Raw genomic sequence first — 20694 nt, 5'->3', positions numbered from 1 at the left:
ATCTATGACACCTGCCGATGTTGTCAGCCGTCGATCTCCGCCCAGCAGTTGGGCGTTTCGTACAGTGTCACTTTGGCCAGCGACAGATTGCGGCCGAAGCGGTCTTGGTACACGTCCTTGAGGATGTCAAAGGCAGCCTGTGCTAGGTTCTCCACCGTTGGCACGCGGTCGATGACGACGGTCTTGTGGTCCGGCATGCTGTCCAGAAAGGCGCGCACGGCCGTGTCCTTTTCATAGACGATGAAGGCATGGTCCCACAGGTCCACCAGGTGCGCTTTGGCCAGCGCCTTGATATCGCCGAAGTCCATGATCATTCCGTTGTCGGATTCGCCGTCCTTCTTTACCAAGTCGCCCGTGAGGGTGATGAGCAGCGTGTAGCGGTGGCCGTGCAGGTTGCGGCACTGGCTGCTGTGGTCGGGAATTCGATGCCCGGCATCGAATTCCATTTTTCGGGTGATGGTCAACATGATTGGTACCTGTTTTTATTAGGGAATTTGCAGCAGTTTGTGGGTCTGCAGTGACAGATTCCAGCGGGGATGGGCCTTGCAGTATTCGATGGCCAACTTCAGGTTCATAGCCTGCAGTGGCCCGTCCATGGCCTGCAAGAAATGGTGCTCGAAGTCCAGCGCGGCGTATGCGTTCAGGCACTGCCCAGGCTGAGGAATGACGACTTTTATCTCATTGCCTTGACGCACCATTAACTCTGAACCCATCTTCGGGCTGACGCAGACCCAGTCCACGCCAGCGGGAACCGGCAGCGTGCCATTGGTTTCGATCGCCACTGTGAAACCAGCGGCATGCAGTGCATCGATCAATGAGACATCAAGTTGCAGTAAAGGCTCGCCGCCGGTGCACACCACGTATTTTTGCTGTGGATAATCCGCTGGCCACAGCGCATTGATGCGCGCGGCCAAGGTTACGGCGTCGGCAAACTTGCCACCCCCATCGCCATCGGTGCCGACAAAATCGGTATCACAGAACTGACACACAGCGCTGGCACGGCCTGTTTCCGTCCCATTCCAGAGGTTGCAACCGGAGAATCTGCAAAACACCGCCGGACGACCGGCATGGTGGCCTTCGCCTTGCAGGGTGTAAAAAATTTCCTTGACGCTATAGGTCATCCGTGCTGGCCCCTGCGGTAGGTCTCATAACCAGTCTGGCGCAATTCGCATGCTGGGCATTTGCCGCAACCGTAGCCCCAAGCGTGACGCTGGCTGCGATCACCTAGGTAGCAGGTATGCGACTCCTCCAATATCAGCGAGACCAAATTGTTGCCCCCTAGTTGTTCGGCCATACGCCAGGTGGCTGCCTTGTCGAGCCACATCAACGGTGTCTCGACCACCATGCGTTGATCCAGTCCAAGGCTGAGGGTGACCTGCAGGGATTTAAGCGTGTCATCACGGCAGTCAGGGTAACCTGAGTAGTCGGTCTCACACATCCCTCCCACCAGCACCGTTAAGCCACGCCGGTAGGCGAGGGCGGATGCGAAGGTTAAAAACAGTAGGTTGCGGCCTGGCACGAACGTATTGGGTAGCCCGCTTTTTCCAAACTCGATGGACTTTGCTTGGGTGAGGGAGGTGTCGCTGATTTGGCCCAGGAGGCTCATATCAAGCATGTGATCCTCACCCAGTTTTTTATCCCAACTGGGGTAGCTTTTGCGTAGTGCTCGAAGAAATGTGCTGCGGCATTCTAGTTCGACAGCATGGCGCTGGCCATAGTTGAAGCCAATCGTTTCTACATTTTGATATCGCTCGAGAGACCAAGCCAGGCAAGTTGCTGAATCTTGGCCACCAGAAAATAGAACAAGGGCAGAGGTATGCATAAGCTCAGTGGTTAGTGAATCGCGTGACTTTTTGATTTCCTCATGGTGAGAGAAAGCACTAGTCGTCGAATTCGGCAGCGGATTTTCTTGGGTTACGCTGCAGCGGTAATTAGGCGACTCGACGAACATGTCGTAGTTCGCGCTTCAATCGCCGAACGAGGTGATTGGCCAAAATATCGATATCTGTTGGGGTGTTCTGAATTCCATTCCATGGGCGTATATCGTCATCACTCAGATACCACTGCCCACTGGTCCAAGCTGTGTGGCCATTATCTCGAAGTAGTTTTAGACCTGGTATAAAGTCTTCACTGGATGTCGCATTAGCGTGGGTATATAAATGTTCCATCACAAATCCTAAGGCGACCAATCCTGCACCGTGACGGATACGTGAAGTTCTTGGGCTCATTCCAACCCATTCTGAGCTAAAAACCGTTTTTACTGCTTCAAAAAATTCATTAATTAGTTTTACGGAGCGCTCTTCATAGTCTTCATAGCGAATGAAATCACGAATGGCTCCTTGTGCTGTGGAGTTCATGACGAGTCTTTGCATTGCGGCATCACTCAGCACACCTCCTGGATTGGTGTGCTGCCGAATGTCGTGAAAGAGTGCGCCTCCGCGTAGGTGGTTCAATCGCTCGACAACTCGGGCCGAGAATTTTCGGTTCGTAAATCGTTCAGGTAAACCTTCGACCTGTGGAAGCAATTCATAAATAAGAGTTTTTGGTAATGGTCGCGTATTGTTGATCAAAACAAATTGCTGGCGTAATTCGTTGTAGTCTTTGCAAACGAGCGCAGAGACAAAAACCTGAAATTCAGGTTTATCCAGGCCAGCCAAAGCGGATAGTCGCTGCTGTCCGTCAACAACAAAACCGGGTTTATCAGCATCAACTTTTATTGATGCCTCAATTAAGCCATCACCCAATTCTCGAATTTTGACCCCTCCGATGAAGGCTATGATGACTGCGTTCGGTAGCAAAGCATCTTCGCGACCAAGGTAGTCGCGAATCTCTTTAATGTGAGATGCCACCTGATGCCGTTGGAAACCTTTTAAGGTACCACTTTCATCACGGCCTACGCGCTCGATCTCGGAGAATTTCAGAACATCGTGGGGATGTGCCGCAAAGCAAAAAATATCGTGATCAGGAGCTTGCTGAGCTCGTAGTGCTTTGTATTTAAACGTAGTCATTTCGCGTTCGACAAAGTTCGTTGAAGGTGCTGGTGGTAGACACCAAGATTGTGGAATCCGCGGCGCTTATTGCGATTGCTTGCTCTAAAGATGATCACTTCAACGCCTACATTGCTACAGACATCACAACTGCATCGCTTCCAGGGCTGTGCATGAAGTGTTCTAGCAATCTGCTCCCGACTTTTAGTTAACTCTCTATCTCTTTTCTTGGCGTCCAGTTTGTCGTCACCAAGAGTAAGAAAGCGTTGATAGTCCATGACCACGTCCAGAGCATCCTCCGCACTTGCTTGATTCTTGTCATAGGCACGCAGAGTGTTCAGTGCCAGTCGCTCTCGCCTTTGGAGATCTTCTGCACTAAAGATGCCTCGCTTAATGCCTTGCAAAAGCCTTGAGTTTTCAATAGCCTGAGGAATTCGAATAGCAGCGTAGTAATCGAGGCCTCCGTTGGGGGATTCGATGTAGTAGTTACGCTTGGCATCCTTGAACGCTCTAATTAGCGGAGATGTAGAGTCGAAACTCGTGATGTTATGTCGAACGAACTCATGAATATGATCGGCTTTTGCGAAACCCAGCAAGTGTATGTTGGTGCTGGGATTAATGGTTTTTCTTAATGTCTGAAGTACTTGATGGATAACGTCTACTTTTAGAGGGACGAGTCCTCCAATCGCTAGGTAGCGATAGCCCATTTTTTCCAGAGTTTTTGCGGATTGAGCCATGCTGTCGGGAGACCAGCCTTGCACAGCTCCCATCGGTTCGAACTCGTTCCCTTCTAGCTGGACAAGTTTGAGAAACTCCTCGGCATTTTTCAGCGTGATGTTGTATCGTTGAATGGTCTTCTCATCCACCGATGTTGAAGGTGGATTGCTGGTATCGCAATCGAAGATGATATGGTCGGGGGAAACGCCATGAGTAAACCCGGCATCCAGGTAAAACTCGACTACTTCCGAGGGCGAGTAAGCAGGCTGCTCATGCTCAACATAGGCAAAGGCACCGCAATCACCCATGAGCATAGATTCCATGTGCTCTGGGCGGTCGTAGCGGAGAAATTTGCGCGCTCCGACACGTAACAGTCGTTGCTCTTCAGATGTTGAGTACCGAACCTTTGAAGAGGCTACACCGTTTGCTTGGCGAATAGCGCTCATAGATAGAAGCAAGCCATCATAGGGAGCCGGAGTCATGATTTCATGGGCATACCGATCATCCCAGTAGCGCTCGCGACTCGGTGCACTGCGATCATTTAAAAAATCATATTCAGGATCGACGTAGTCCTGTGTGTCGGAGTAAAGGAATTTCATGTTTTAGTGTGGCCTGCATATGCGCGAACCAGCACGTCCTGTAACTTTTTAATATCTTTCGGGGTACTCTGAATTTCGTTCCATGCGGAGCCTAGAGATTCCCAGTGCCCTTTTGTCCAGCGGCAAATTGGTGCAACTTTTCTGAGTTCGGCTTGAACAACCTTGACATCTTCAGTTGGACCTGACATGCGTGCATAAATGCGGTCCATCAATACGCCCATTGCTTCAATACCTGCCGAATGCATTAGTCGACTGTTTCGGGGATCTTTACCCCAGGCATCCGGGAAAACGCAGCGCACCGCTGTCCAGTAGGTCTGAAGAATCCGGTACATGCTCTGCGTGTCAGCGGGTTCTTGAGGGCTTCCTTTGTATGGAGCCAACGCTCCCAAAGGGTTGTTGATGCTGTTTTTAATCATGGTGATAACAGCAGAATCTGTTACCACAGCACCACTAGTCGAACTCTTTTCGGAGACTCGTTTTATCAGTCGATAGAAGGGTGATTCTTTGTCGCGATTGAGAAGATTACAAATCTCCGCAGGGAGTTTTCGCAGGCTAAGGTCTCTAGGTAGCAAGACACTGCGAGTCTCTGGCAATAACTCGTTGATCAATCTTGAAGATAGTGGCTTGGCTTTATTTACAAGAATGAACTGCTCGCGCTGGATTTCGAGGCTGTCAGAAACGAATCCAATCACTGGTACTGGAATCGTCTTATTACCAATCTGACTAAGAGCCAATGACCGTTGCTGGCCATCGACGATCCACGCGACGCGTTCCCCTTCCTTGAATAGCGGAATGGTTAGGGTGCCGGATTGTGCTAGGCCAAGATCCCCTGTCGGTTTGGTTCCCCTAGATGCGGAGAACTTCACCACTGGCGAAAGTGCAAGGATGATTGCATTAGGGAACAGCACATCACCTTGCAATAAGTAATCAGCAATTCCCTTCACATGACTGCGAATTTCAGGGCGTTGAAATCCCTTGAGATTGTCAGTCTGATCGCGCTCCACTCGAGAAATGTCCGCGACACGCATGATGTCTGCTCCACTGATGAAGAACGCATAGACATCCAATTTGTCACCCTGCTGGGTGTGCAGAGCACGAACAACGATTTCTGGGGTATTGTCTGTCATAGCCTGTTGGACTTCATTTCATCACGCATGCTTCGCCACAAGCCTTTGAAGCGCGATTGTTCGCATTTGACTAAGAGGTCGTCTCGTAGCACGCGCAGGAGGCGACTGCTGCTGCCTTCATTCGCTTGCCAATGTAGACGCAGGAGTGCCTGTATCTCATCGTCAGAGCGCTTTTGCCGTTCTGGCAGTGTTCTCACGACTTGTTTGGACATGGCTGCATTAACGGCTACACGTGCCTCATCGAGCCTTAGCGTGTGAGCTTGAAGACTCTCCACGAAATGCCGCAGAGCCCGCTGTGGAAAGTCATTCCTCGTCCCGGCAAAAGGCGTCGACTCCAAACGCTCGTCATAGGGAAGTACAAGGCGTGTGAAGTCGCTGGGCGCTTGGCGGAGCCAAGCCGGGGAAGAAAAAATGCGTAATCGTGTCCGGTCTCGCGGTGCAAGTGTCAATAACTCATCGTCGATCATTGCTAGGTAGGTGGAGGGCATTGCCAAATAGACGATTGCCTGTGGATGACTATCTAGTAGGGATGCAATTGGCAAGGGCTTACCAAGGCTACGGTTGAGTGCACTCCACCAATGCTTGGGGCTCAGCCCTAAACGTTTGAGAGCCGGTAGGACTGTGGCTCCGGATGCGCCTACAGTCAGGTCATATGCTGGAACAGTGTCGTCAGCGGAAACCAAGCCAAGACCGGCGGATAGCACATAGAGTTGGCCATCTAATCCTGCAGCTGCAACTTCGGCTTCACGGAATGCTCGGCCGGCATACAACTGTCGTGCAATGTGGTGAGATGGTGCTGCACTAAGTGCGGTTCTCCATGCCTGAGCGATGTCATCAACTGTTCTGTAATGGGATGAGTATTTCGTCAGGGTGACGTCTGCGCTATACAGTTTTCTACCTGTGCAATTGGTAATGATGATTGCTTGCTTTGCAGTTTTCATTTCATTGCCTTCCTCTTTGGAAAAAACTGCAATCAAATTCGGTCGAGAATTCTACCATTACTGCAAAACACGACACGGGCAGCATAGAACGGCCGCAACTCAAGCGGGTTCGCTTGCTCGAATGGTTTGCCATCCGCGAGCCATCGCTCGCGGTGATGGAGGCTTGCGGCGGCGCGCATGAGTGGGCTCGCGCTTTGGCGCAGTTGGGGCACGAAGTGCGCCTGATCTCTCCGCGCAAAGTCCGGCCGTTCGTTCAGCGCAACAAGACAGATGCCGCGGATGCACAGGCGATCTGGACAGCCTGCCAGCAACCGGGCATGCGCTTTGTGCCAGTAAAGATCCAAGCGCAGCAGGTCGTGTTGTCGTTGCATCGGATCCGGGCGCAGCTCATGAAGAGCCGCATCATGCAGACCAATGAACTGCGAGGCATTCTCTATGAGTTCGGCCTTGTGCTGCCCGAAAGGCATCGCGCACTGCTCAAAGCAATGCCAGACGCGCTTGCTGATGCAGTTCAGCGCTTGCCAGCGATGTTGATGGAGAGTCTGAACGAGCAGGTGCGTCGCATTGAACAGCGGACAAACTAGGCTAATGCGTCTGGAGCGGGTACAAGAATTCAAGTGAGCCCGGAATCGAACCATTCGTTCCAAAGCAGTCCAGCCTTAGTTGAGCCATATCGGGGGAACAACATGGGGAACAATCGCAGGGAAATTTTTCATGAAATTGTTATTTCATAAGGTTTATGGAAGATGATTCAATTGACGCCAGCCCACCATTCAAGACACCGCCACACACTAGGAAAGCCTAGTGTGTGGCGGTTTTTCTTTGCCTTTTGGTGTCCTGTGGTGTCCTTCAAATCGCACCGAAATCGCACCGATCATTTTTCTCCCACAATGCGGAATTCCGGTTTGGGCTTCTGGTAGTCATCCCTGATGAATTTGCCGTAGGTGCGGAAAACCATCTCCACATCCTCATGCCCCAGCTGGCTGGCCACGTACCAGGGATTGGCGCTAGCCGTCAGTAGGGCCGAGGCATAGGTGTGGCGGACTTGGTACGGGTTGCGGTACTCCACTTCGGCACGTTTGCAGACCGGCTGCCAGAGCGTTTTGCGGATCTGGGCGTCGGTGCTCCATGGCTCGCCCTTGAGCTCGGAAATAGAGCGCTGGGCTCGCAGCGCAGCGATTGCCTCTGCGGACAGCTCCACATCACGGATGCCAGCGGCTGTCTTAGGCCCCTTGATCACGCCTGCGACCTGATTGAGCTCTATCCGGGCAACGGATCGATCCCAATCGATGTGGTTCCACTGCAACGCCTGCAGCTCGCCTGGACGCAGGCTTGTCTCAAACCAAAATTGGAGCATGGGCCGTGCAGCTGATGACTCAGGGCGCGCAGACCTCCAGCAGCATGCAATGGCAGGTGAAAAATCTCGTGGAAGCGATTGGCGTGTTTCAGTGAGTGGCCTTGTCCATCATTAATCCTGATCACTGCTACTGGAACTACTGGTGCGCAGGAAGTCACCTCAAAATCACTCCAAGTCGATCGATGGGCCTTCGATGCTGAATTGGATGGCTACTATATGTTCGAACAGGGAAGGACTGGAAAATATTGCGAAGTCGATTATTGGGAGTGAGCAATGGTTTGCTTTTTTGAAGAAGCCATCTTCGCATGGGCCCATGTGTGTACTAAATTCCCCCCTGGTGTCTCATCGCTGTTGGAGCCTATCGCTGATTTGGCGTCAGCCTTGGTTATCGACGAAAGAGGCCGGTCTCGACCGTGATGAGGCGAGCCCAGAGGCAAGAATCAAAGTGTTCTGCAGCCTTGCAGCTTTAGGAAAACCATAGCCATGCAGCTTGGAGTCGAACCTAACCTGATCGAGATCGCTGGCCTTCTGGTCGGCGGCCTGGCATTGTTTCTGTTTGCACTTGAGCTGATGACCGAAGCGCTCAAGGCGATTGCAGGCTCACGCTTGCAGGCCTTGCTGGGCACTCTTGCCGCCAATCGCTTCCGGGGAGTATTGGCAGGTGCAGGCATCACGGCATTATTGAATTCATCCACCATCACCACCGTGCTGCTGATCGGTTTTGTGTCTGCTGGTCTCATGACGCTTCAGCAGTCGATACCGCTGGTCATGGGGGCCAACATTGGCTCAACCCTGACCGCTCAGATCATTGCCTTCAATATTTCGGCTGCTGCGCCTTTTCTGCTTGCGGGCGGTTTTCTGATGCACAGCTTTGCCAAAAGCGAGGTACTGCGCGAGGTGGGACGGGCGTTGCTCGGCATGGGCATGCTGTTCCTGGGGATCGAGTTCATGGGCGATGCCACGCGTCCTTTGCGTAGCTATGAGCCCTTTATCTCGGCGATGCAAAACATGCGCAACCCGTGGCTGGGTATCGTGGCCGGTGCCGTGTTCACCGCCGTTGTGCAAAGCTCGGCAGCCACGCTGGCCATCGTGATTACGCTGGGCAGTCAAGGCCTTATCCCATTGGAAGCAGGGATTGCCTTGATCCTCGGAGCCAACGTTGGAACCTGCGGCACCGCTTTGCTGGCTTCTATCGGCAAGGCATCGGAAGCAGTGCAGGTGGCCCTCGTTCATCTGATTTTCAACCTGCTTGGCGTGCTGTTTCTGGTATTTGTGATTCCGCAGTTTGCAGACTTCATTCGTCACATTTCTCCATCTGCGCCTGAATTGACCGGAGCAGCGCGTTCCGCAGCTGAAATGCCGCGCCAGGCCGCCAATGCCCATACCATCTTCAGCGTGCTCAGCACCACTATCCTGATCTGGTTCACAGGGCCCATCGGCAGGCTCGCCGAGAGACTGGCTCCATCCACACACAACAAGTGGCAATCTTCCAGCCAGCCGCAGTATCTTGACGAGACCCTGGTGCATATGCCCGCACTGGCCATTTCCAGGGTTCAACTGGAGCTCACGGTGCTGGGCCAACAGGTATTGAAACAGGTGCAGCACAGCGTTGGATCGGTGGTCGAAAACAACAGGCAGGATCTGGCAACGCTGGTGGAAGAGGACAAGTCCATCGATGCTTTGAGCACCTCCATACTGACCTACATAGGCAGTCTCTCTGAAGGCGTTCACACAGACGAAGAAGGCAAGCAACTGGTAGACCTGACTCGTATCAGCACCTGCCTGGATTCCATCAGGGAAGCGACCATCAGCCACGTGCTGGCACGCAGTCAGCGACGCATGTCTCCTGGCGCGAACAACGAGCATCTGCGAAGCAATGAAATCTCCGGCTTCGCAGCAACCGTGATGCGGCAGTTTGAGCTTGCCGTCAAGGCAATTGTTCATCCGGTACCCGAGACGGTCAAAAGCATTGTCGAAGCGAAGCTTGAAATCGAGGCCCAGGCTGAAATAGCTCGTCGGCATACGATGTCCGTGTTGCAGCTTCGCAATCAAGCAGACGCTGTGAGCTATCGATTTACCAGTGACATGATTGAGCATCTCAACGAGATTGCCAGACTGTCGCGGGCTATTGCCAAGGCTTGCCTGTCACTTAACGCCCTGCCCATGACAGAGCCCTCGAAAGACCAAACGCGTTCTTGAGATGAGTTTTACACCGCGGCTTCGTCTATTCGCAAAGGGGGCCGTGAGCGGCATTGAAGATACGAGGGGCGGCAATCGTTGCCACGCCGAATTTGCGGTGCCTTATCGGCAAGCGCAGTAAGGGGCCGCTATTTTGCAGATGATCTGTTACTCATTCTGTCGATACCAGAAACAGAGAATCTGACCAGATGGCGGGCTCGGCTGGAGGGGGCGCGCTGGGCCACAAGCTGGACCTGGCAAGTACCCGATCCTGTCAATGGGCAGCTGTCTTTTTATGGCTGCTTGGCAGCGGTGGCAGCCACAAAAATCGCTTCAGGCCTGTCTTGTCGCCTTGCGATCATCCGTGTATGTCAATACACATTGACTCTTCAAGCAATCTGAAAAGATGAGTTGACGGTACGCACAGGCGTTTCACAACGCGGTGAGCCGCTCCTTGGCCAGCTTGGTGCCTGCTGCCAGAGCCTTCAGCTTGCGCCAGGCCACATCGCGGCCCATCGGTGCCAGGCCGCAATTGGTACAGGGGAAGAGTCGCTCCTTGGGCACAAACTCCAAAGCACGACCAATGGTGTCAGCGACTTCCTCGGGAGTTTCGACCACGTCGCTGGCCACATCGATCACACCAACCATAACGTCCTTGCCGACCAGCAACTTCATCAGGTCAGGCGGCACATGGGAATGGATGCATTCCAGGCTGACCTGATCAATGCTGCTGCTAGCCAGGGCGGGGAACACCGTCTCATACTGGCGCCATTCGTCGCCCAGAGTGCTTTTCCAGTCGGTATTGGCCTTGATGCCGTAGCCGTAGCAGATATGCACCGCTGTCGTGCAAGTCAGGCCCTGCGCAGCGCGCTCGAGCGCCTTAACGCCCCAATCAGCGGCATCTTTCATGTAGACGTTGAAGGCTGGCTCATCGAATTGAATGATATCCACGCCATCGGCCTGCAATGCCAGGGCCTCCTGGTTGAGCAGCTCGGCAAAGGCGAAAGCCATTTTGACCTTGTCGCCGTAGAAGCGATCTGCCACCGTGTCGACGATGGTCATTGGGCCAGGCAAGGTGAACTTCAGCTTCTTCTTCGTATGTGCACGCGCCAATTGCGCCTCGAAGGCGTGCACTCGGCCCTTCAGACGCAGTGCCGAAACCACCTGCGGCACCATTGCGTCATAGCGGTTGTCACGGATGCCCATCTTCACCTTGTTCACGAAATCGATGCCCTCGACCTGTTCAAGAAAGCCATGCACGAAATGCTGGCGCGATTGCTCGCCGTCGCACACGATATCCAGGCCCGCATCTTCCTGAGCCTTAATCCACAGCAAGGTTGCATCGGCCTTCGCTTGAACAAGCGCATCGCCTTCAGCCTTCCATTGAGGCCAGAGCTTGTTGGTTTCGGCTAGCCAGGCTGGCTTTGGCAGGCTGCCGGCGATAGAGGTTTCAAACATCGGAATATTCCTTTGAAGCTATTAGGGTGTGTGGAGTCATGCCGGTGCACTTGGCACCGAGTCTGGGAGCGCTGCAGCGGTATCAGTGCGCGTAAGCAGCAGCCCATTTATCAAGCACATTCTTGTACGGTCTGATGAAGTGCTCCTCCGCGAACTTCCCCTGCTTGACAGCGAGTTGACTGCGCTCCTCGCGGTCATAGACGATTTGCGTTAAAGAGTAATCCTGATTTTTCAGACTCGGTTGATAGAGTTTTGCTGCAGCTGAATTAGCGTTGTAGATCTCAGGGCGGTAAATCTTCTGAAACGTTTCCATCGTGCTGATAGTGCCGATCAGCTCGAGATTCGTGTAGTCGCTCAACAGGTCAGCGCCGCAATAAAAGGCCAGTGGTGCAACCCCATTCGGCGGCATGAAGAATCGAACCTGCATTCCCATTTTTGCGAAATACTGGTCCGTCGATGACAGCTCACTCTGCTGATATTCCACACCCAGCACAGGGTGCTGGTTCCCCGTCCGATGATAGGTCTTGCTGGTCGAGGCGCTGATGCAGATGACCGGCGGCTTATCGAAGTGCTGCTGGTAAGTGCTCGATTTGACAAACTGCTTGAACAACTGGCCATGGAGTTCGCCGAAATCGGCCGGAGTGCTGAATTCCGCGCGATTGACGTTGTGCTCGGGAAGCAAGACGCTGAAGTCGTAATCGCGCACGTAGGAGGAGAAGTTATTGCCAACGATGCCATTGATGCGCTTGTTTGCCCTCTTGTCGAGAATGCTGGTCTTGAGTATCTCGATCAATGGGAAAGCCGCATTGCTGCTCTTGGTGTCCAGTTTCATCTCGACAGAAATGATCTCGAGCTCGACTGCATAGCGCTCTCCCGTCGGATTGTCCCAATGCGCCAGGTCATTGAAACGGTTGTCAATCATTTTCAGCGTGCTGCGCAGGTTCTGTTGTCGACTCTTTCCCCGGGCCAGGTTGGCAAAGTTGGTGGTGATGCGCGTGCTGTCCGATGGCTGATAGTTCTCATCGAAGCGAATGCTCTGGAGGGTAAAACTGGGTTTTTCGTTCATGGCAATCCGGTGACCGAATATTTGTGAAAAGGCTGGTGTTGATTCAGAGCGCAACTGCTTCGTCGACTGCGGCTGACTTGGCATGACCTGTCAGCTCCAGCAACGGCAATGCTCGCTGGACCGCCAGCTTGGCCCGCTCAATCAGGGCCTCGTTCTGCACGCGATAGTTCGCAAAGTCCTTGTCGGCTGCATACACGCCCAGAGGCAAGGTGCGCGCCTGAAAGAAGCTGAATAGCGGCCGCAACTGATGGTCGATCACCAAGGCATGGCGCTCACTGCCACCAGTAGTCGCCAGTAGCACGGGCTTGTCGGCCAGTGCGTCTTGATCGATGAAGTCGAAGAAGTGCTTGAACAGTCCCGTGTAGGAACCACGAAACACCGGAGTGACGACCACCAGCACATCGGCTTGCTCTACTGCTGCAAGCGCCTGCTCTACCGCTGCGGGCAGTTGAGAGCGCCAAAGCGCGCCTGCGAGCTGAGGTGCTATAGCACTTATCTCGACCATGCGTGCTTGGCAAGGGATTTCGTCGGCGATCAGGTCCAACAAGTGCTTTGACAACGCTGCGGATTTGGAGGGTCGCTGCAATCCGCCGGCAACGGCGACTACGCGAAGGGATATGTCATGGCGGCTTTCTTGGACGGTGCTGACTGTCGATAAGCGCCAATCGTAGAGATACGATTCAATGACGTAAAATGGTTTTATCTCATAAATCCATGAATTCTGTTCATTCGAATAATTGGACATGCCAGCCCTAGCGGGTGCCAGTTGCTCGAAATACGTGCTGAGTTGGGAGCCGCATACTAGTGAGGTAGACCTGCGGACCAACGCTGAGCTACGACATGAAATGCAAGAGAAGCTGACCGCAGGAAGTGCTCAATCTGATTGCCTTCCTCGCGTCAACGCGGGCGGGTTTGATTTCGGTCTGAATCACTTGATAGACGAGGCAAGGTCCGGACTGTCTGGCAAACTGCTATTCAGCTTCTTCTTAGAGCGTTGGGCGGCGTGAATGACATGACGGCTTTCTGGCCTTCGACAGCATTCGCCGCTCTAATTGCAAAGGCTGTGCCCAGCCTCAAGCCGTCGTTCAGAAGTCTGCGGTAGTCGACTGCTCTTGGCCGGCAGCAGCAGTTCATGGACCTCGCTGACAGCGGACTTCTCCAACCAAGCTCGCGTATCGGGTGTCTGCTTCCTGGCACACCCGTGCATTCATGCTATCGGCCAGACGCGGGCACTACGGTTTGTCATATTTCGCGAAAAATTACCCAAACGGAAAAGTGATCGGGTGCATTCATCGCTCCAGTGTGTGCGTCAGGCTCGTCCATCTTTTCGTTGGCGCTTTCTAGCAGCACTAGAATTGGAAAAGTTCAATTCAGCCAATCGACATCCGCACATAGCCAAGTCCGCCAGGACCTCGTTGTTTATCGACGTAGGAGCATCGCCACTTCGGATCAAGGCTTATCTGCGTGCATTGTGGCTATCTTTTCGTTTTTCTCCGCTGGCATCTTTATCGCCCTGGCAGGTTCACGAGTGTCTCTCCTGGCCGTGCAAGAAACACTGGTCAGGCCATGAAGCTGGACCCGCAATCCGTCGCACAGAGTGCGCAGACGCAGGCCGCCAAACCGGCGTGCGATGACGCGTCGTTAACCTCCCTGTACCGACGTTGGCGCAACCCGCTGGTGCGGCTGTTCCAAGGGCGCAGCCGCGATCGGGAGCAGGCTGAAGATGCCACGCAGGATCTGTTTGTCCGTATGGCCGTTTCAGGCAAAACCCTCGGGCCGGAGGAAGAGAGGCCTTATCTCAGCACCGTCGCGCGCAGCGTTGCCACCGACAACTGGCGCAAGAGCGGACGTGATTGCTCCTTCGAAGCCGTCTCGATGGAGACTGCTTGCGAGGAACTGGAGTCGCTACGTGTCGACGATGCTCTTTCCCCGCTGGAGGTCGCTGCACATCGTCAGCGCATAGCGCGCCTCAACGAGGCTGTGGCCGAGCTACCGGAGCGCCAGCGCCAGGCTTTTCTGCTCAACCGCATCGACGGCCTGAGCCACGACGAGGTGGCTGCCGTCATGGGCATTTCCCCACGCATGGTCGCCAAGCACCTCAACAGGGCCATGGCCTATTGCCATCTGCGCGTGAAATACGGCAGTGTGGAGCAGATGCAGCGCCTGCACACGATCCACGACCTCAGCGAAGAAGGCGCCGTAGAGCGCAAGGACGTTCCATGACTGACGCCTCGCGACCCGCCCCCCTGCCAGAAGGCCTGTCGGCCCAGGCACTGATCGACGTGCATGAAACTGCCGCTGAATGGTTCATGCGCCGCAGCGAGCCCGGCTGGACGGGTGCCGAGGAGCGCGCTTTGGAGGCTTGGCTGGCCGAAGCAGCACTGCATCGCGAAACCTTCGAGGGCATGTCCCTTATCGGTCACGATCTGCATCAGATTCCACTGGCGATGAGTCCTTCCTGGCGCAAGGAGACCCGCAGCCGCCCAGCCATGGCGGCTGTGCCTGACCGGCCTTCTGTCTCGCCGCCAGGCAAGCCAACGTTTACGCGAACGGCCACCTGGGGCCGTCGCAGCTGGGCGTCGGCAGTCGTCTGTGCATGCGTGATGCTGCTCGCGGGCGGTGGCTATGGTTGGAACCACTGGAGCAACACGGCCAGCTTCACGCTTGACGTGGCTACCGGCCACAGAGAAACCCGTGTCATCGAACTTCCCGACGGCTCCAGCGTCACGTTGAACATCGACAGCAGCTTGCAGGTGCACTACTACCCGGGCCGCCGTGAAATTCTGCTCGACAAGGGCGAGGCCTTCTTTCGTGTTGCCGCCGACGCCAGCCGTCCTTTCACCGTAGACAGCGGTGCCAGCCAAGTCAAGGTGGTCGGTACTGCGTTCAACGTGCGTGCCGCGCCGCCGCAGATCGTCATCAAGGTACTCGAAGGCAAGGTCGAAGTGCGGCCCGATCGCCATGCAAGCCTGGGCCGGGTGCTGCGGATGGGCCCGGGTAGCGGCCTGTCCATCGACCCTGCCACAGGGCAGACCAGCGACCTGCGCGCCTCTGCTGCCACCGTGGGCGACTGGCGCACGGGCCAAATTCAGTTCCAGCGGGCGCCGCTTGGTGACGTGGTTCTGGAACTCTCACGCTACTTAGGGCAGCCCGTTGAGCTTGCCAGTCAGGACCTGGCGCGGCAGTCCGTGTCAGGCGTTTTGTCCACGGCCAGCCCGCAACTCTTCCTGCAGGCACTCCCCGAATTGCTGCCACTGCGCGTGCAGCAAACGGTCGACGGCGGCTGGAGCATCTCCCGTCGCTGAGTCACGACTTAGGCGAATACATTAAAACATTTTGATACAAATTGATGATGTGGCGCGGTTCTGACTTGGCTCCTGCATGCGTTCTTTATTTGTAGGGACTCGAATTCATTGAGTCTCTCGACTGCCAGCCAGCATGCTGAAGGCCAGCGCCTTCTCCGATCCAGCCAACGGTCTCCAAGCATGCGCAGCTCCATGCTCGCAAGACACAGTTGGCCGACGAAAGTTGCCGCACCGGTGTGGTCGCATACCTCCCTGTGACTATCTGGAAAGCTTGCCTTCCGTACCAGGTGCGTGATGCGCTCGCCTGGCCTCAGGCTGCCTATTGATCTTGCCCGCATGACGCGCGCCGCCCGTGCAGGCCGCTGCCTGCGCGCATCGACGATAGAACTGGAATTCAAATGCGAGCAAGAAAACTCAGGAGCGCTTTGGCGAGCAATATATTGGCCATGTATGGCCGGAATCGTGGTGCAGCGACTTTCTCCGCCCAGCACAGCACCTTGGCCGTCATGGTGGCTGGAGCACTGGTGACGCTGGCAATGCCTGCCATTGCACAGGCGCAGCAGCAGGACTCCGTGGCCTTCAGCATCCCCGCTCAGCCACTGTCCACTGCTCTGCGTGCCTTCGCTGCCCAGGCAAGGCAGCAGTTGCTGTTCGATGAAGACAAGCTTGCCCAGCTACGGGCTCCCGCACTGGACGGCCGTTACTCTCCGGATGAGGCGCTCAAGCGCCTGCTAACAGGCTCGGGAATGGCCGCCCGGCAAAGCAGTCCGGGCTTGTTCACCATCAAGGAATCGCCGGCGACGCCCGAGGAGCAAGGTTCCATGCTGCGAGAAGTGCGGGTAGAGGCCAGGCGCCTGGGGGAAACCGAGGGGACGGGTTCCTACACGAGCGACGGCATCACGATCGGTAAGACGGCTCAGGCGATGAGAGAGCTGCCGCAGTCGGTGTCCGTGCTCACCAAGCAGCGTCTGGACGATCAGAACATCACCGATCTGGGCAAGGCGGCCGAGCAGATCGTGGGACTGACGGTGCAGGACAGCGGCCACCGTCTGACCGACATTTATTCACGCGGTTTCGCCATCGACAGCGTGCAGATCGATGGCGGTGCGCCTATGTCCACGTCCAGCGGCAACTACACCTTCATCTCCTATGACATGACCGAGTTCGACCGCGTCGAAGTCCTGCGCGGAGCAGCTGGCCTGCTCAATGGAACGGGCAATCCCGGGGGCGCTGTCAACCTCGTGCGCAAGATGCCCACATCCAAGCCGCAGTTCAATTTCACAACCAGTGCCGGGCGCTGGAACAACTACCGGACGGAAGTCGATGCCTCCGGCCCCCTGGCACTTGATGGAAAGCTCCGAGGCCGTGCAGTGCTCGCTTATGAGGATCGCAAATACTTCACCGATCTGCGCTCCACTAAGAAGCCCACCTTCTATGGTGTCTTGGAGGCCGATGTGGGTCCAGACGCGGTGCTGGCCGTGGGCGGCAGGTACCAGCACATCAAGGAGAATGGCACACCTCAAGGCTTTCCGCGATACAGCAACGGCGCCGACCTGCGCCTGCCTCGCAATACTGCGCTGACCGCTCCATGGGCGTTCGAGGACACTACATCCACCGAGCTTTTTGCCAAGCTGAGCTGGAGGCTGGCACCGCGCTGGACATTGCGTGCCAACGCCACGATCACCCAGGAGGATAGGGATGTCAATGGCGGCTATGTTTCAGGTGCCGTGAATCCCGTCACCATGGCGGGATCGCGCTGGGTTGGCTCGGACCAGCACAGCTGGAACAGGCAGAAGATGGTTGACATCAACCTCAGTGGAGCCTTCGATCTCTTGGGGCGCACGCATGAGTTGCTGGTGGGCGCCGACATGCAAGACATCAACAGCAGATGGCAGAGCTTCGCTGTGGAGCGCGCGACGGGGCAGGTGGCTGATCTCTTTAATATCGGTTCGACCCCGTATGTATCCGGAAACTTGGCCCGTGGCCAATTGTTTCGCAGCTATGAGCCGAATGACACGAAGCAGTATGGAGTCTATGGAACGCTGAGGCTTGAAGTCGCGGACAGAACCAAGGTCGTCATAGGTGCACGTGCGAACAAATACAAGTTCCAACAGATTTACGGCACCTATCTGAACAGTAGCTGGCAGATGACCGACACATGGCGTATCGCTAGCGCCACACAGTACAAGGAACCTACGCAGGTCGTTCCGTTCGGCGGCGTCATCTACGATCTCAGCCCTCAGTGGTCAGCGTATGCCAGCTACGCGGAGATCTTCAACCCGCAGGCTTACTACAAGTCAGGACCAGCGCCGGGTAATGGGCTGCAACCCATGCACGGCAGTAACAGCGAGATGGGTGTGAAGGGCGAACTGTTTAACGGCAAGCTCAACACATCTTTCGCGCTATACCACGTGGTCCAGAAGGATCGTGCAATACAGGACACTCGCTACCCGACCAGCGAAACGCTGTTCGCCGGCGCATGCTGCTACATCAACTCCGGCAAGGTGGTGAGCCAGGGTCTGGACATGGAGATCAACGGCGAGGTGGCGCGGGGTGTGAACCTGTATGCTGGCTATACCTACAACAGCAACCGCAACAAGACCGAAAATGCGGTGTTCAGCACCATCACGCCCAAGCACTCGCTGAAGTTCTTTGGAACCTGGCAGTTGCCGGGCGAAGCGTCGGCCTGGAAGATCGGCGCAGGTGCCACGATCAACAGCAAGCAGTATGTCAAGGGCACGGCTGCGACATGGAACGAGGCCGCACAGAACTGGACTGGTCCCTCCACTCCCTTTGCATACACGCAGGGTGGCTACGCCGTGTGGAACGCACTCGTGGAGTACCGTATCAACCCAACCTGGCAGCTCTCGCTCAACGTCAACAACCTGTTTGACAAGTGGTATTACCGAACGGTAGGCACGTCGACATTGGGTAACTACTACGGTGAGCCTCGCAACTGGATGCTGACGCTGCGTGGGCGATTCTGACCACGTTCAGACTCCGTGAGTGCAGAACGCCGCGGGCTCGCTCGTGGCGTTCGTCGTTTAGGCGAATGTTCGCTTTGGGTCAAACTGCGACAGCCGCGACCGGCCAGAAGCAGTCCTGGGTGAATTCCTGCAGGAGACCGCTTCAGCCTGTGAGCGGTCTGTCGCCGAATGGCAGATTTAATTGGGTAGCGCCACAAACCTGAGGTACCCGTTAGCGGTCGTTCGCGTCGGCCAGCAATCGACCCATTGCGGTCGCTCGTAAGATCACTGGCCAGCGTCTACTCAGCGTCTGCTTTGGGCGGGAGCGGTCACTCGACACTGGGCAATCTAGACGAAATTTGGCCGCAAGTTTGCATGCCGGTTATCCACGAAGCGTGCACAGATGATCGCAGCGGCCAGTTTCAGCAATGCGTCGTGGATATCTAGCCGCCTTTCAAAGCAGATGTGTAGCTTGCCAAAGCCTGCAAACCAGCCGTGTGTGCGCTCTACAACACAGCGATGCTTGCCTAGCTTTTCGCTGCTCTCGACACCTCGCCCGGCAATCCAGCTGGCAATGCCTCGTCCCCTGAGATAGGCGCGGCAGCGCTTGCAATCCTAGCCTTTGTCCGCATGCAGCTTCGCCGGCCGCTTGCGTGCCCGCCCCGGCAATCCGGCAATGGCTGGAATCGCATCCATGCACTTCTCGAACATCATGGAGTCATGCCTGTTGGCACCACTGACGAGGATCAACAGTGGGATGCCTCTAGCATCTACGACGATAAGCCGTTTGGAGCCGAGTTTGCCTCTGTCCGTGGGGCTGGGGCCCGTTTCCTGGCCCCCCGGGGGCTTGGCACCGAGGAGCCATCTATGCTGGCTCGGCTCCAATCAATATGGTCATGCTCACGCAGACGTACCCGCATGGCTTGGTGCAAACGCTGCCAAACGCCATTGGCATTCCAGTCACGCAAGCGCCGCCAGCAGGTCATGCCACTGCCGTAACCCAAGGACTGAGGCAAGTCTTCCCATGGGATGCCTGTTTGCAGCACGAACAGAATGCCATGGAGCGCTGCTTCATCGCTCACGGTGAGCTTGCGTGCGCCATCTTTGACGGAAGGTGTGAAGGCTGGGGTCAGGGGCTGCAGCTGTCGCCACAGTTCTTTGCTAACGGGTTGTCTTGCCATGAGGGCCAGAGGCATAAATGCTTCTGGCTGACCTCAAAGGAAGGTGGCGTTAGCGGCTCTGAATACCGGCCAGGATTTCGGTGCATTGCTGTGACGAAAGGGCTTATGAGCCTTGTGATTCATCGGGCATTCGAAATGCAAAAAATGCTCGCATAGTGGAGGGCTATGAGTAAACTTCTGCTGATGAATTCAGTGAGGCATGTATGGATCAGATGGATGCCGGTGCAACGTATGCAATGAGCCCGCGCAGGGTTGTGTTTGCCTACACGGCCAGCGGTGAGACTCGATCAGCGGCTATCAGTGGCGACGCGCTTGAGCGTTTGGCAGGAGCCAAGGACCTTGCCGGATCGGAGCAGAACCTGGCGGCTTACAGGGCCCATTGGCAAGCAATCCATGGGCTGGCCGCGACAAAGCACGATCAGGGTCAGGAGCTTGTCGTCATTCGTGTGGGTGATATTCCACCCCCATAGAGCTGCGAAGGGCCTGGGCGGGTCTTTTTGATCTTTTGAGGCTGAACCTCTCCCAGCCGGTCTTGATAGCCATCTCTTTGCATTGCTGAGCAGCGCCGCTTGATCCAATGGCTCTGGCGGCTTGCTGCCTGTTTTGTGTGCCATTTGGGCAAGCTGCTGGTGCGTCTGCCTTGTCTTCTTCGGCTTTCTGGTCTGGACGCCTGAGACGCGCCAGCCTTTGCCTTGGCTACAGCGCATTTGCTTTTGGGTCATGCGGCTTCTATCTGCGCCGCCTATATGTCATTGATATGCACCTAATGTGCTCGCTATCAATTGAAAAATATGTATAGTGAAAAAATAACA

The 20694-nt window shown here is 55.4% G+C and carries 16 protein-coding genes and 2 pseudogenes; 6 read left to right on the top strand and 12 right to left on the bottom strand.

What is annotated here, in order from left to right; translation table 11 throughout:
• Nucleotides 1–23: 23 nt before the first annotated feature.
• The 7 genes from queD to F3J24_RS18405 form a co-directional block, all read right to left on the bottom strand.
• Nucleotides 24–467 (bottom strand): 6-carboxytetrahydropterin synthase QueD, encoded by a 444-nt coding sequence (queD, locus tag F3J24_RS18435; protein WP_167009517.1) that lies wholly within the window; start codon nt 465–467, stop codon nt 24–26.
• Nucleotides 468–485: 18 nt separating this feature from the next.
• A complete protein-coding gene (gene queE, locus F3J24_RS18430) occupies nt 486–1121 on the bottom strand; it encodes a 7-carboxy-7-deazaguanine synthase (RefSeq protein ID WP_167009516.1) in 636 nt (211 codons plus the stop codon).
• Nucleotides 1118–1822: a 7-cyano-7-deazaguanine synthase QueC gene (queC, locus tag F3J24_RS18425; protein ID WP_167009515.1), complete on the bottom strand. Its 705-nt coding sequence runs from the start codon at nt 1820–1822 to the stop codon at nt 1118–1120. The genes queE and queC overlap by 4 nt, the downstream gene beginning before the upstream one ends.
• Nucleotides 1823–1931: 109 nt before the next feature.
• The gene (gene dbpB / locus F3J24_RS18420) at nt 1932–3008 is read right to left on the bottom strand and encodes a DGQHR domain-containing protein DpdB (RefSeq protein WP_167009514.1); all 1077 of its coding nucleotides are present in this window, start codon (nt 3006–3008) and stop codon (nt 1932–1934) included.
• A complete protein-coding gene (dpdA, locus tag F3J24_RS18415) occupies nt 3005–4303 on the bottom strand; it encodes a tRNA-guanine transglycosylase DpdA (protein ID WP_167009513.1) in 1299 nt (432 codons plus the stop codon). Before dpdA ends, dbpB (F3J24_RS18420) begins: the two co-directional genes overlap by 4 nt.
• Nucleotides 4300–5430, bottom strand: a complete 1131-nt coding sequence (gene dbpB, locus F3J24_RS18410; RefSeq protein ID WP_167009512.1) for a DGQHR domain-containing protein DpdB — start codon at nt 5428–5430, stop codon at nt 4300–4302. The genes dpdA and dbpB (F3J24_RS18410) overlap by 4 nt, the downstream gene beginning before the upstream one ends.
• Entirely contained in the window at nt 5427–6371 is a 945-nt protein-coding gene (locus tag F3J24_RS18405) for a hypothetical protein (RefSeq protein WP_167009511.1), read from the bottom strand. Before F3J24_RS18405 ends, dbpB (F3J24_RS18410) begins: the two co-directional genes overlap by 4 nt.
• Before the next feature lie 26 nt (nt 6372–6397).
• On the opposite strand from F3J24_RS18405, the pseudogene F3J24_RS18400 reads away from it, so the two are divergent.
• Nucleotides 6398–6937 (top strand): annotated as a pseudogene (locus F3J24_RS18400) (IS110 family transposase); the annotation flags it as partial.
• 308 nt (nt 6938–7245) lie between these two features.
• Here the strand turns inward: F3J24_RS18400 and F3J24_RS18395 are convergent.
• The gene (locus F3J24_RS18395; protein ID WP_370527747.1) at nt 7246–7728 is read right to left on the bottom strand and encodes a site-specific integrase; all 483 of its coding nucleotides are present in this window, start codon (nt 7726–7728) and stop codon (nt 7246–7248) included.
• A gap of 483 nt (nt 7729–8211) precedes the next feature.
• Between F3J24_RS18395 and F3J24_RS18390 the strand changes: the two genes are divergently transcribed.
• A complete protein-coding gene (locus tag F3J24_RS18390) occupies nt 8212–9927 on the top strand; it encodes a Na/Pi cotransporter family protein (RefSeq protein ID WP_167009509.1) in 1716 nt (571 codons plus the stop codon).
• A 411-nt stretch (nt 9928–10338) separates the two neighbouring features.
• On the opposite strand, the gene F3J24_RS18385 is transcribed toward F3J24_RS18390, so the two are convergent.
• The 3 genes from F3J24_RS18385 to msuE form a co-directional block, all read right to left on the bottom strand.
• On the bottom strand, nt 10339–11364 hold the full coding sequence (locus F3J24_RS18385) for a methionine synthase (RefSeq protein WP_167009508.1): 1026 nt from the start codon (nt 11362–11364) through the stop codon (nt 10339–10341).
• Between the two features lie 82 nt (nt 11365–11446).
• On the bottom strand, nt 11447–12430 hold the full coding sequence (locus F3J24_RS18380) for a DUF1852 domain-containing protein (RefSeq protein WP_167009950.1): 984 nt from the start codon (nt 12428–12430) through the stop codon (nt 11447–11449).
• Nucleotides 12431–12473: 43 nt separating this feature from the next.
• Complete coding sequence (msuE, locus tag F3J24_RS18375) at nt 12474–13175, bottom strand: FMN reductase (protein ID WP_167009507.1); 702 nt, start codon at nt 13173–13175, stop codon at nt 12474–12476.
• Between the two features lie 821 nt (nt 13176–13996).
• Between msuE and F3J24_RS18370 the strand changes: the two genes are divergently transcribed.
• The 3 genes from F3J24_RS18370 (at nt 13997) to F3J24_RS18360 (ending at nt 18722) form a co-directional block, all read left to right on the top strand.
• A complete protein-coding gene (locus F3J24_RS18370) occupies nt 13997–14653 on the top strand; it encodes an RNA polymerase sigma factor (protein ID WP_167009506.1) in 657 nt (218 codons plus the stop codon).
• Nucleotides 14650–15735 carry a FecR family protein gene (locus F3J24_RS18365; RefSeq protein WP_167009505.1) on the top strand — a complete coding sequence of 362 codons (1086 nt, stop codon included), beginning with the start codon at nt 14650–14652 and terminating at the stop codon, nt 15733–15735. Before F3J24_RS18370 ends, F3J24_RS18365 begins: the two co-directional genes overlap by 4 nt.
• A 506-nt stretch (nt 15736–16241) precedes the next feature.
• Nucleotides 16242–18722, top strand: a complete 2481-nt coding sequence (locus F3J24_RS18360) for a TonB-dependent siderophore receptor (protein WP_205244859.1) — start codon at nt 16242–16244, stop codon at nt 18720–18722.
• 327 nt (nt 18723–19049) lie between these two features.
• Here F3J24_RS18360 and F3J24_RS18355 read toward each other — a convergent pair.
• A pseudogene (locus F3J24_RS18355) lies at nt 19050–19882 on the bottom strand (IS5 family transposase).
• 203 nt (nt 19883–20085) lie between these two features.
• On the opposite strand from F3J24_RS18355, the gene F3J24_RS18350 reads away from it, so the two are divergent.
• A complete protein-coding gene (locus F3J24_RS18350) occupies nt 20086–20352 on the top strand; it encodes a DUF1488 family protein (protein ID WP_167009503.1) in 267 nt (88 codons plus the stop codon).
• Nucleotides 20353–20694: the final 342 nt, after the last annotated feature.

It is taken from the genome of Comamonas sp. Tr-654, assembly GCF_011752915.1.
Classification (GTDB): domain Bacteria; phylum Pseudomonadota; class Gammaproteobacteria; order Burkholderiales; family Burkholderiaceae_C; genus Comamonas.
The sequence above is the reverse complement of the archived record's forward strand: the minus strand, read 5'-3'. Positions and strand labels throughout refer to the sequence as shown.

Bases quoted from the DNA above. Each gene is read 5' to 3' on its own strand.
- dbpB (WP_167009512.1), bottom strand. From the start codon at position 5,430: ATGACAGACAATACCCCAGAAATCGTTGTTCGTGCTCTGCACACCCAG.
- F3J24_RS18405 (WP_167009511.1), bottom strand. From the start codon at position 6,371: ATGAAAACTGCAAAGCAAGCAATCATCATTACCAATTGCACAGGTAGA.
- dpdA (WP_167009513.1), bottom strand. From the start codon at position 4,303: ATGAAATTCCTTTACTCCGACACACAGGACTACGTCGATCCTGAATAT.
- dbpB (WP_167009514.1), bottom strand. From the start codon at position 3,008: ATGACTACGTTTAAATACAAAGCACTACGAGCTCAGCAAGCTCCTGAT.
- queE (WP_167009516.1), bottom strand. From the start codon at position 1,121: ATGACCTATAGCGTCAAGGAAATTTTTTACACCCTGCAAGGCGAAGGC.
- queC (WP_167009515.1), bottom strand. From the start codon at position 1,822: ATGCATACCTCTGCCCTTGTTCTATTTTCTGGTGGCCAAGATTCAGCA.
- F3J24_RS18360 (WP_205244859.1), top strand. From the start codon at position 16,242: ATGGTGGCTGGAGCACTGGTGACGCTGGCAATGCCTGCCATTGCACAG.
- F3J24_RS18395 (WP_370527747.1), bottom strand. From the start codon at position 7,728: ATGCTCCAATTTTGGTTTGAGACAAGCCTGCGTCCAGGCGAGCTGCAG.
- F3J24_RS18350 (WP_167009503.1), top strand. From the start codon at position 20,086: ATGGATCAGATGGATGCCGGTGCAACGTATGCAATGAGCCCGCGCAGG.
- F3J24_RS18380 (WP_167009950.1), bottom strand. From the start codon at position 12,430: ATGAACGAAAAACCCAGTTTTACCCTCCAGAGCATTCGCTTCGATGAG.
- F3J24_RS18365 (WP_167009505.1), top strand. From the start codon at position 14,650: ATGACTGACGCCTCGCGACCCGCCCCCCTGCCAGAAGGCCTGTCGGCC.
- msuE (WP_167009507.1), bottom strand. From the start codon at position 13,175: ATGTCCAATTATTCGAATGAACAGAATTCATGGATTTATGAGATAAAA.
- F3J24_RS18390 (WP_167009509.1), top strand. From the start codon at position 8,212: ATGCAGCTTGGAGTCGAACCTAACCTGATCGAGATCGCTGGCCTTCTG.
- queD (WP_167009517.1), bottom strand. From the start codon at position 467: ATGTTGACCATCACCCGAAAAATGGAATTCGATGCCGGGCATCGAATT.
- F3J24_RS18370 (WP_167009506.1), top strand. From the start codon at position 13,997: ATGAAGCTGGACCCGCAATCCGTCGCACAGAGTGCGCAGACGCAGGCC.
- F3J24_RS18385 (WP_167009508.1), bottom strand. From the start codon at position 11,364: ATGTTTGAAACCTCTATCGCCGGCAGCCTGCCAAAGCCAGCCTGGCTA.